Annotated in this window: 9 protein-coding genes and 1 pseudogene; 5 read left to right on the top strand and 5 right to left on the bottom strand. The window is 69.1% G+C overall.

All coding sequences use genetic code 11. The features are described from left to right. Positions 1 to 54: 54 nt before the first annotated feature. From DI269_RS16110 to DI269_RS16090, 5 genes are all read right to left on the bottom strand, one after another. The gene (locus DI269_RS16110) at positions 55 to 249 is read right to left on the bottom strand and encodes a hypothetical protein (protein ID WP_112137585.1); all 195 of its coding nucleotides are present in this window, start codon (positions 247 to 249) and stop codon (positions 55 to 57) included. A 328-nt stretch (positions 250 to 577) separates the two neighbouring features. Next, the gene (locus DI269_RS16105; RefSeq protein ID WP_112137583.1) at positions 578 to 1,165 is read right to left on the bottom strand and encodes a GTP-binding protein; all 588 of its coding nucleotides are present in this window, start codon (positions 1,163 to 1,165) and stop codon (positions 578 to 580) included. A gap of 6 nt (positions 1,166 to 1,171) precedes the next feature. Continuing rightward, positions 1,172 to 1,549, bottom strand: coding sequence for a DUF742 domain-containing protein (locus tag DI269_RS16100; protein ID WP_091048505.1), 378 nt, complete (start codon positions 1,547 to 1,549; stop codon positions 1,172 to 1,174). Between the two features lie 216 nt (positions 1,550 to 1,765). Then, entirely contained in the window at positions 1,766 to 2,164 is a 399-nt protein-coding gene (locus DI269_RS16095) for a roadblock/LC7 domain-containing protein (protein WP_030161947.1), read from the bottom strand. 45 nt (positions 2,165 to 2,209) lie between these two features. Next, the gene (locus DI269_RS16090; protein WP_157975034.1) at positions 2,210 to 5,431 is read right to left on the bottom strand and encodes a nitrate- and nitrite sensing domain-containing protein; all 3,222 of its coding nucleotides are present in this window, start codon (positions 5,429 to 5,431) and stop codon (positions 2,210 to 2,212) included. Positions 5,432 to 5,993: 562 nt separating this feature from the next. Between DI269_RS16090 and DI269_RS16085 the strand changes: the two genes are divergently transcribed. From DI269_RS16085 to DI269_RS16065, 5 genes and pseudogenes are all read left to right on the top strand, one after another. Beyond that, positions 5,994 to 6,797 (top strand): MHYT domain-containing protein, encoded by an 804-nt coding sequence (locus DI269_RS16085; RefSeq protein ID WP_112137579.1) that lies wholly within the window; start codon positions 5,994 to 5,996, stop codon positions 6,795 to 6,797. A 79-nt stretch (positions 6,798 to 6,876) separates the two neighbouring features. Further along, complete coding sequence (locus DI269_RS16080; RefSeq protein WP_112137576.1) at positions 6,877 to 7,956, top strand: MHYT domain-containing protein; 1,080 nt, start codon at positions 6,877 to 6,879, stop codon at positions 7,954 to 7,956. 195 nt (positions 7,957 to 8,151) lie between these two features. After that, positions 8,152 to 8,475, top strand: coding sequence for a hypothetical protein (locus DI269_RS16075; RefSeq protein WP_112137574.1), 324 nt, complete (start codon positions 8,152 to 8,154; stop codon positions 8,473 to 8,475). 11 nt (positions 8,476 to 8,486) lie between these two features. Then, on the top strand, positions 8,487 to 9,191 hold the full coding sequence (locus DI269_RS16070; protein WP_112137572.1) for a hypothetical protein: 705 nt from the start codon (positions 8,487 to 8,489) through the stop codon (positions 9,189 to 9,191). Between the two features lie 2 nt (positions 9,192 to 9,193). Then, positions 9,194 to 10,583: pseudogene (locus DI269_RS16065) on the top strand (hypothetical protein); the annotation flags it as partial.

The raw sequence follows: 10,583 nt of genomic DNA, 5'->3' as shown, positions 1-10,583 counted from the left end.
GCGGAGCCGGGGCTCCGCGGGCGCAGCGCTTCTGCATGGGTCGTGCGTTGCCGCTTAGAAGTAGGCGGGAAGCTCGTTGAGGGAGCCGTCGGGGTCGCACTCAAGCGTCTTCGCGTAGGCGGGGGCCTCGCGGAGGGAGGCGTCGGCGAAGGTGACGTGGGTGCTCTTGTCCGCACCGCCGGCGTCGGTGGAGCCGATGAGGCGGCCGATGAACTGGTCGGTGATTGCTACGTGCTGCGAGGTGGTCATACCGCATGCCTCCGAATGTGATCAGGGGAACAGTCGAACTTGAGCGCGAGAGTACACCGCTTACATTTCGGTTGTGGGACAGGGTCATCAGCTGGAAATCAACCGCGCGCGGCCGCCTGGGTCAGGCCGGCGAGAGCGGAATGCAGAGAGAGTTCGGCGCCCGCGGCTTTCCGGCCCGGTATTGCGCGGACGCACTCCGGGACAGCAAAAAGCCCGAGGCAATCGCCTCGGGCCTTCGCCATGGTCCAGGTGTTTTGGGTCAGCCTAGACGGTCACCGCACCCTTAAGCGCGGATCGCGGTTGTCGTCGTGCGTCCAGTTGTGGGCACTTAGTGGACGCCGACGGTGCGGGTGCGCCGCATCGACAGCACGTACTCGACGAGCTTGATGAGGACCTGCTTGGTGGACTCGCGGTTGCGCGCGTCCGTGTACATCACGGGGACGTCCTGGGAGATCTGCAAGGCGTCGCGGATGTCCTGGATCTCGTGGAGCTGCTTGCCGTCGAAGCAGTTCACGGCCACCAGGTACGGCAGCTTGCGGTGCTCGAAGAAGTCGATGACCGAGAAGCAGTCGGCAAGACGGCGGGTGTCGACCAGGACGATGGCGCCGATGGCGCCGCGGACCAGCTCGTCCCACATGAACCAGAAGCGGGTCTGGCCCGGGGTGCCGAACAGGTACAGGATGAGGTCCTGGTCGATCGTGATACGGCCGAAGTCCATCGCGACCGTGGTCGTCGCCTTGTCGGGCACAAGGTTGTTGTCGTCGACGCCCTCGGAGGCGGAGGTCATGATCGCCTCGGTCGTCAACGGAGTGATCTCGGAGACCGATCCGACCAAGGTCGTCTTGCCGACGCCGAAGCCACCGGCGATGACGATCTTGGCAGAGGTCACACGAGAGGTGTCTGCGGGTGAGTTCATTAGGGTCTATAGCCTCCTGAGTCCACTGAGGACACGCTCAAGGAGCTCGGTTCCGACCGATCCGTCGCCGCCGTCCGCGTCGAAACCGGTGGGTTCGTGCACTGCCAACAAGCCGTCGGCCGCCATGTCGGCGACCAGCACGCGCGCGACACCCAAGGGCACCTCCATGCGTGCGGCGATCTCCGCGAGGGACTGGAGGCGGCCGCCGCACAGGTCGACGATCACCTTCTGCTCCCTGCCGCCGAGGAACTGCCCGGACCTGCCGCGCGCGGTGGTCTCCACCAGCGCTTCGAGGGCGATCTCCAATTGGGGCCGCGTACGGCCGCGCGTGACCGCGTACGGTCTGACGAGTGAGCCAGTAGGCTCATCACCACCGAGGACCATTGTTACCTCCAACCACGGCACTTGATCCCACAATCCTTGTGCCGCAGTCTTGTCAGTTATCCATGTACCGCATGCCCGGGGAGGCACCGGCCCGTCGCCTGGGGATGCGACGGAGGGGTTCTTGTTCAGTTCGTCCCACTCGTGCTGCGTTCCGCTCGAATGGAGCCTACCGTGCCGCAACCCGTTGCGCCAAGCGCGCAGCGGAAGCGGCCCGGATCAGCTTCGGGCCGAAGGCGTCAGGGCCTGGCCGACCCGGTCGACCAGGAGGGCCATCTCGTAGCCGACCTGGCCCACGTCGCAGTTCTTCGATGCCAGCACCGCGAACGAGGAACCGTCGCTGATGGACATCAGGAACAGGAATCCACGGTCCATTTCCACCACCGTCTGGAGGACGGCGCCGCCCTCGAAGCAGCGGGACGCGCCCTGGGTCAGGCTCACCAGACCCGAGGTCACCGCCGACAGCTGGTCGGCGCGGTCCCTGGGGAGGTCCCGGGAGGACGCCAGCAGCAGACCGTCGGCGCTGACCGCGACGGCGTGGGCCACGCCCGGCACGCGTTCGGCGAAGCCGGCCAGCAGCCAGCCCAGGTCCTGGACCGAGGTTCCACCAGTGCTCATCGTTTGCGCTCCTTAGTAGCGTCTGCCGTGTTGCGGATCAGCGACTCAGTTGCCGTCATTGCCTCGTCCTCGCTGCACGCCACGGTGATAGGCCGACAGCAGGCCCCGAATGCCCTCGGGGTTGCGCTTCTGCGCGCTGACGGTCTCCTGAGATTCCTCCACCGCGCCGGGAACCAGGCGTTCCATCGGTCGGCGCTTCGGGAGACCGACCGTGGTCGTCTCCTCGATGGTCTCGGCGAAGGCGTCGTCGACCCGCGACCAGCCGTCGTCGGCGGCGGTGCGCCACGCGTAGGACCCCGTGTCGGTCTCGGGTGAGGTGAGGCGGCGTCGCTCCATACCCGAGGCGGCCGGCGACTCGTCGGCGGCGGGGGTGCTCTGCATGGTCGGGCCTTCCGTGGGCTGCGGAGGGGAGGGCGGCGCCGCGTCCCAAGCCGGGGCGGGGGACTCGGCCGCACCTGACTGGTCAGCGTAGCGCGGCGGCGATGCGTCCGCCACCTCCGCAGGTGCGGGCGGGGTCGCCCGGAAGGACGACTCGGCGGGCGCGTCCTCGACCTTGGCGGCCTCGTCCTCGACCTTCTTGGGCGCGGGGGTGACCGCCTTGAACCAGGCGGACTCCACCTCGCGGAAGATCGGGAGCTCGGTGGTGGCGTCGACCGCGGAGACCCGGTCGCGGCGGGCGGCGCGGGGCGCCTCCGTGCCGGACGGGGCGGCGGCGACGTCGGGCCACGACGGCGGGACCGGCTCGGGCTCGGGGGTCCACGCTTCGAGCTGGATCTTGGGCAGGGCCACGTGCTCGGAGGAGACGATCTCCCCGGTCACCTCCATGACCTTGCCGTTGGCCTTGCGCTCGTCGGCGAGGCCGCCCGGGCGGAACATGAAGCCCGGCTCCTCCTCGACGGGCCGCTGCTGCGGGAACGCCTGGGAGGGGGCGAAGGCCTGCTGCTGCTGCGGCTGCGGGCGGTGCACCGAGTACTCGCCGGTCACCGGCTCCACGGCCGGGGGCACGTGGCTCGGGCGCGAGGGCATCGGCGGGGCGCTCGGCTGCCACGCGGGGGGCGTGGGCTGCGGCGGCGGCGGGGAGTGCGGGGCCTGCGGTGCGGCCGTGTCGAACAGGCCGGCCGGGCTCTCGGGGACCCGCGGCAGGGCGCCGGTGGACTCGAAGCCGGCGGGCAGCTCGGCGCGGGAGCCGTTGGCCCCTTCGAGCGGGACGCCGGAGCGGAGGCCGCGCTCGGGGAGCTTCGGCTCGGTCAGGACCGCGTCGCCCAGGATGACCTCGGCGACGGTGCCGCGGTGCTCGCCGGGGCGCAGTTCGACGTGGACCTCGTGGCGCTTCGCGAGGCGGGCGACCACGACCAGGCCCATCATGCGCGAGGACGCGAGGTCGATGGCGTCGGCCGACTCCGAGAGCTGGCGGTTGATGTCCTCGATCTGCGCCGGCGGCATCCCGATGCCGACGTCGTTGATGCGGACGCGGATCGCGCCGTGCGGGCTGTCGGCCGTGCGCATCTGCTCGGCCTCGACCAGCACCGGGGACTCCGGCGGGGAGAACGCGGTCGCGTTGTCCATGAGCTCGGCGATGAGGTGCACGAGGTCGTTGACGGCGGCCGGGCGGATCTCCCGCTCGGCCTCCAGGCTGCCGAAGTCGATGCGGGTGTACTGCTCGACCTCGGACTGGGCGGCCTGGAGGATGTCGCCGATCGGGGCCGGGTAGCGCTCCTGGCGGGTGGAGTCCGCGCCGGCGAGCACCAGGAGGTTCTCGTCGTTGCGGCGCATGCGGGTCGCGAGGTGGTCGAGCTGGAACAGCTCGGCCAGGCGGTCCGGGTTCTCCTCGCCGCGCTCCAGGTGGTCGAGGTGGCCGATGAGCCGGTCGACCAGGTTCTGGGAGCGGCGGGCCAGGTTGATGAACATCTGGGAGACGTTGGCGCGCAGGGCGGCCTGCTCGGCCGCGATGCGGATGGCCTCGGTGTGGACGATGTTGAACGAGTGCGCCACGTTGCCGATCTCGTCGCGCTGGTCGATGTCGATGACCGCGCCGGTGTCGGCGGCTACTTCGTCCGGGGTCCGGTTGCCGATGCTCTCGGCGTCGCGCATCTGGGCCACCGCCTGGGGCAGCGACACGTGCGCCACGTCCAGCGCGCCCTCGCGCAGCCGCCGCAGGCCCGTCGCCATGTTGCGGGCGATGAGCAGTGCGATCACGGTCGCGATGACGAAGGCCGCCAGGATGAGCACGGCTTCGAGCAGCAGCTGGAAGATCTGGGCGTTCAGGTCGGCGGTCGCGTTGTCGAGGACCTCGTCCGACTCGCCGTTGATGTACTCCAGGCCGTTCGCGAGGATCGCGTTGTAGGAGTCGACGACGGCCGCGTTCACTTCGAGCGGCTGCGTGGTGCCGGAGTTGACCGCCGCGTTCTCGAACATCAGGGCCGCTTCGGCCTCGGTGGTGTTCATGCCGCCGGGGCTGAAGAAGAACGCGAGCTGCTCGTCGCGGTCGGCCACCGTCTTGAACTCGTCGACGGCGCTCTCGCGGAGCTTCGCGAAGGCAATGAAGTTCTGCCAGCGCGTGTTGTTGATGAACTCGTTGCCGTTGCCGACGTTGATCGCGATCGCGCGCTCCTCCTCCAGCGTCTCCAGGACGGTGGTGGCGGCGGCGATGGCCTGGAGGTTCCGGGCGATCTCGGGGTCGTTGACGATGCGCGAGGAGATGTCGGTGATGGTCACGAGTTCGTCGACGAGCCGCTGGTAGACGCGGGAGGTGGCGTCGATGGAGACGCCCTCGGAGTTCTCGGCGGCGGCCTGGCGGATCTGGAGCAGGCTCTCGTACTGGGTGCGGACGGCGTCGATGCGGTTGGAGATGTCGTCCGAGATGTCGGGGAGGGCGTCAGCCTTCTCGTTGAACTGGTCGAGCGCGTCGTCGGTGGCGGCCTGCTGGGCGGCCACGGCGGACTGGTCGTACTCGGCCGCGTCGATGTCGGCGACGTGGTTGTCCTCGAGGCGGAGGTTCGTGACCAGGAGGGACCGCTCGACCTGGAGGTCGTAGCGGAGTTCGGCCGTGACGGCGTTGAACTCCACGAGGTCCACCATGTCGGCCGACTCGAACACCTGGTCGGCCAGGTCGTACAGGCGCAGGCCTGCGACGGCGACCAGGACGACGAGGGGCACGAGGAGGATCAGTCCCAGCTTGGACCGGATTCGCATGTCGGCGATGCGGGGCAGGCCGAGCGGTCCTCGTCGAGCCGCTGAACCCGCACGGTTCGAGCTGCGCTTGCTCACCTTGTCTAGCCTCCTGGGGTGGTCCTCTGTGTCAGACCGACGGGCCCGTGCCGGGCCGGGCTCGGTCTCGGGCCGACGGCGCGCGCCGGCTGCCGTCCTGCCGCCGGGGGGCGGCGGGGTCGGCATGTGAAGCCCAGCAGATTCCATCATGACGAATGACGGGCCCGAAATCCAGGGGCGTACCGGAGTACTGAAAGCGGGCCCGTATCGCACCGTGTTACAGGGCGAATCTCAAGAAACGCTGACTAACCGGACACACGCGTACTCGGTATTCGGCCGTCCGGCTGAGAAAAGCGACTACTCGGACGATGAGGCTGAGACCAAACGGCCCTCATCGGCTCCGCCGCGGAATGTCGCCACGAAACGCCTCTGCGCAGGCACGTTCCGTAGTGACCGTTTCGCCACCTTAGTCCACTCACGGAGCGCGTCCATGGGAACACCCGCCGGGGACAGATCCTGCATACCGGCCGCCGCGCCGCGGACAACTCGCACATCTTGTGCGACACACTCCACCCCCCATTGAGGCACCGTGGACCCACAACGCCTTGCAGGAGGTAACCCCATGGACTCGCTCGCGGTCACGCTGGAGCACCACCACTTCACTTACGGCTGGCTCAATCCGGCGATGGGCCTCGCCTTCGCCGCCGCCGGGTCCTTCCTCGGCCTCTCGGCATCCCGCTACGCCCGCGCCGCCGCCACCGCCGGCGGACGCCTCCGCTGGATCCTCATGGCCGCCCTGGCCATCGGCGGGATCGGCATCTGGATGATGCACTTCATCGCGATGATCGGCTTCACCGTCACCGGCGCCGATCTCGCGTACGACCCCGCGCTCACCGCCCTGTCCTTCGGGCTCGCGGTGCTCGCGGTCGGGATCGGGCTGTTCGTGTCCGGCGGCAAGCGCGCTGGCTGGCCGCGCTTGGCCCTGGGCGGGCTGCTGTGCGGCGCGGGCGTGGTCGGGATGCACTACACCGGCATGGCGGCGGTCGCCACGGGCGGCCGGGTCGTCTACGACCCGGCCCTCGTCGCGGCCTCGGCGGTGATCGCGGTCGTCGCCTCGACGGTGGCGCTGCGCTTCACGGCGGTGGTGGACCGGCGCGGCTCGATGGCGCTGGCCGCGGGCGTCATGAGCGTGGCGGTCGTCGGGATGCACTACACGGGCATGTCCGCGGTGAGCATCACGGCGGTCGAGCACGCGGACGTCTCGGGCATCAATCCGCTGATCCTGCTGCTGCCCATCCTGATCCTGGCGCTCGTCGCCATCGTCGGCATGGTGTTCGGGGTGCTGGCCTCTCCGAACCTCGACCGACTCGACCGAAATGACCGTCCTAGTGCAACTGTCCGTCTTGCGGATGCCGCCGGACAGTAGTCGTATAAGTTTCGAATCGCGCAGATCGCAATCGCGCAACATTCCGGATACGGGCTCTGCCTGAGGAGGAAGACCACTGATGGAACACGTCAGCCACTTCACTTACGGGTGGATCAACCCCATCATGGCCTTCGGGTTCGCTTTCGCGGGCTCGATCCTGGCGCTGATGTGCATGACGCAGGCGCGTCAGCAGAACGGCACGGTGAAGGCGTCCCGCAAACGGGTGCAGTGGATCGCTTTGGCCGCATTCTCTTTGGGCGCCAACGCGATCTGGATGATGCACTTCACCGCGATGATCGGTTTCAAGGTGCTCGACTCCGACATCGCCTACGACCCGCTCAAGACCTTCCTGAGCCTGGTCGCCTCCATCGGCTCGGTGTTCTTCGGCCTCCTGGTCGCCGGCACCGGCAGCCGCGGCACCGTCGGCAAGATCCTCATCGCCGGGCCGCTCACCGGCCTCGGCGTCGTGATCATGCACTACTCGGGCATGGCCGCCATCAACGTCTCGGGGCACATCACCCACGACCGCACCTACTTCATCGCCTCGGTCGTGATCGCGGTCGTCGCCGCGACGGCCGCGCTGTTCTGCGGCATGTACCTGGACGGCTGGAAGTGGCACACGGCCGCGGCCGTGGTCATGGCGATCGCGGTGTGCAGCATGCACTACACGGGCATGGCCGGCGTCCGCGTCACCCTGTACAACCGGGGCCGCGACACCGTTGAGGGCATCGACCCGATCATGCTCATCCTGCCGATCCTCGGGGTCGCGACGCTCGGCATCATCGTGCTCCTGTTCGCGCTCATGGGCACCACCCCGAAGACGGTGAGCCGCAGGGAGCAGCTCGGCATCCACGTCGAGGACGAGGAAGTGCTCCCGACCGCGACCGGCGCGATCCCGGTGGAGCGCATGCAGTCCCAGCAGCGCGCCGTCGCCTCCCGCGCCCCCGGCCGGGTCCGCAACCGCACCGAGCGCTCCGGCGGCTACGTCCCCGACCAGCGCACGGCCCCGGCCACCGCCGTCCCGGCCCCCCAAGGCCACGACGACCTCCCGCCGCGCATCGTCCCCGACCGCCCGCGCCCCCAGCGCTCCTTCCAGTCGGCGGACCTCGACGTCACGGCCGAACGCTACGACGTCACGCGCAACACCCGCGGCCACTGACCCTCGCACCCGGCAAGCAGCCGAAACGGCCCCCGTCCAGTCGGACGGGGGCCGTTCCCGCATACCTTATATATATGGGCCGCTACACACCGTCGATGCGACGCGGCCGGGTTTCGGTGTACCGCACGCACAGTGATGAGCCGATACCATGGACTTCCAGAGCAAAAGATCCCGATTTACCCCGGAGGTCCCGTCGTGGCCGAACGGATCCTCGATCCCGCATACCTGGAAGCCTTCCGAGACGAGCTGGTGAACCGGCTCAACCTCGTGACCGAACTGACCGAGAAACTCCAGTCGGGCGCCGAGCTCGGCGTCGAGCCGGGCTTCGGCCTGCTCGACTCCTCGCAGCAGGCGCGCGCCGATTACGCGACGGCGCATGAAGAGACCTGGAACAACCTTCAAAAGCTCCGCCAGGACTTGTACGGTGCGATCGTGACCTTGAACGACGCCATGGGACTCCACATGGAGTCCGAGGAGTTGAACATCGCCGCATTCACCGTCATCGACCCCGAGAGCTAGGACCCCTCCACATGAAGCGAATTGCAACGACCTTCTCCGCAGCCGGTGCCGCCGCCCTCGTGCTCGCCGCCTGCGACGCGGGTGACGCCTCCTCCGAGGACGGCTCGACGGACACGGGCGACGACCCGGTCTACGCCGCGATGACCTCCTGGGACGCATGCGAAATCCTCGGCGACCTGCAACCGGTCACCGACGAGATGGGCATCGTCGGCTGGGGCTCCTCGACCGCGGAGGGCGGCGCCCCCGGCAGCTCGGAGTTCGGCAACACCCTCGACCCGGACGCCATCGGCTGCAACGGCCTGTTCAACCTCGGCCCGAACGACTGGACGACCGGGGAAGGCGAGATCAGCGTCAAGATCGTCCCCGCCGAAGACGAGGCCGCGGCGACCGCCGCATACGAAGCACGCCTCGCCGCAGCGGAATCCGAGGCGGCCGCGAGCGAGGACGCGGCCACCGCCGAGCTCGCGGACCCCTGGGACCAGGGGGCCGTCGTCTCCTGGACCGGCACGGGAAGCGCCCCGAACACCGAGGTCATCGCCCGGGACGGGCAGTGGGTGTTCCACATCCGGCTCAACCACAACCAGGACTACGGGCTCGAGAACTCCGGTGAGCCCGCGTTCGCATTCACCGACGAGGCCCTCAACCAGTGGTTCGCCGAGACCTATCTCCCGCAGGTGAACCAGACCGTCAACGACCGCATAGCGGAGGTGGAGTGACCATGGGAGACGAGATCGAATACGCGACCGAGGCCTACGGCGGCATGACCGGATCGGATGCGATCGCCACGCAGCAGAGCGTCGCCGACAACCAGGCGCTCGGGGGCACGCCCTGCTCCAACTCGTCCTGCACCAACCGGCAGAGCGAAGCCGAAGTGGCGTGGATCAAGCTCGTGTCCGCCATTCCGGTGGCCGACCAGGTCCACCAGTTCAAATGCGTCGCATGGGGAACGGCGACGCCGACCCCCGAAGAGGTCCAGTCCCTCGTCGCGCAGGTCCGGCCCGACGACGGCGACACCTACGCCCTGAAGGACATGGCGAGGCGCTGGGAGGAGTTCACCAACACCTTCACGCACGCCCCGGACTCCGCCGTCGCACCGATCCTGCGCTCGAAGCTCGTCGAGCTCTCGAACGGCTGGCAGGGCAGCGACTTCGACGCGTTCGCCGAGCAGATGGAGACCGTCTTCGCCAACTGCGAGCAGATCTCCGCCGACATCGGCGAGAGCCCGACCGGCATGTTCGGCATGCTGAGCCAGAAGGCCGACGAGATCTTCGCGCTCCAAGGCGGGCCCTCGCACGAACTCCCCTACCCCGCGCCCCAGTACTGGGTGGAGGACGAGGGCGGCCTCTTCTCCGACCCGACCGTCCACCACCGGCCCCCCTTCAAGAGCGGGGACTGCGAGGTGACCGACGGCTGCTCCTGGGACGGCGAAGACGACTCCGCGAAGCGGGCCATGGAGCTCGGCGGGTTCGACGGCGACTACGCCGACCAGCTGTCCCAGTACGTCACCGACCAGACCGAGTACCACCTCGCGCAGCTCAAGGCCGAGCACCCGGACACCCCGGAGACGGAGCTCCGCACGCAGGCCGAGCAGCTCGCCCAGCAGGACGGCGACTCCAGGGCCAAGCGCGACTACGACTCCGGGTCCCAGGACTACGCCTCCCGCTCGGCAGAGCAGAACGACACGGTGGTCGCCCGCTGGGAGGACGCGGAGATCTCGGCGTCCGAGTTCCGCCCGACCGTGGAGACCGTGCAGGACACCACCTTCCGCGAATCCGGCCAGGACCTCGACGGCGGCGGCTACTCGCCGCCCGACGGAGGCAGCTTCAACGGCTCACCCACCAGTTCCGGCTCCAGCGGGCTGAACCCGCCGTCGGTCACGACGCCGTTCGGCGGCGGGACGGGCGGGACCGGCGGGAACTCGTGGAGTCCGAGCACCGGCGATGACGAGACCTCGGGTGGTCTGGCCGGTGGCGGACTCGGGGCCGGCGGCCTCCCTGGAGGCGGTGCCGGTGGCGGCGGTGCGCCCGGGATGGGCGGCGGTGCCGGCGGCGGGCTGGGCGGTTCCGGGATGGGGCAGTTCGGACCGGCGGGCGGCGCCGGAGCCGGGG

This window comes from Glycomyces dulcitolivorans (assembly GCF_003265355.1).
GTDB classification, from domain to species: Bacteria; Actinomycetota; Actinomycetes; order Mycobacteriales; family Micromonosporaceae; genus Glycomyces; species Glycomyces dulcitolivorans.
Note: the sequence above shows the minus strand (reverse complement) of the source record. Positions and strands in the feature narration are given on the sequence as shown.

Coding starts and splice junctions, on each gene's coding strand:
- DI269_RS16105 (WP_112137583.1), bottom strand. CDS start 1,165: ATGAACTCACCCGCAGACACCTCTCGTGTGACCTCTGCCAAGATCGTC.
- DI269_RS16085 (WP_112137579.1), top strand. CDS start 5,994: ATGGACTCGCTCGCGGTCACGCTGGAGCACCACCACTTCACTTACGGC.
- DI269_RS16110 (WP_112137585.1), bottom strand. CDS start 249: ATGACCACCTCGCAGCACGTAGCAATCACCGACCAGTTCATCGGCCGC.
- DI269_RS16100 (WP_091048505.1), bottom strand. CDS start 1,549: ATGGTCCTCGGTGGTGATGAGCCTACTGGCTCACTCGTCAGACCGTAC.
- DI269_RS16080 (WP_112137576.1), top strand. CDS start 6,877: ATGGAACACGTCAGCCACTTCACTTACGGGTGGATCAACCCCATCATG.
- DI269_RS16095 (WP_030161947.1), bottom strand. CDS start 2,164: ATGAGCACTGGTGGAACCTCGGTCCAGGACCTGGGCTGGCTGCTGGCC.
- DI269_RS16070 (WP_112137572.1), top strand. CDS start 8,487: ATGAAGCGAATTGCAACGACCTTCTCCGCAGCCGGTGCCGCCGCCCTC.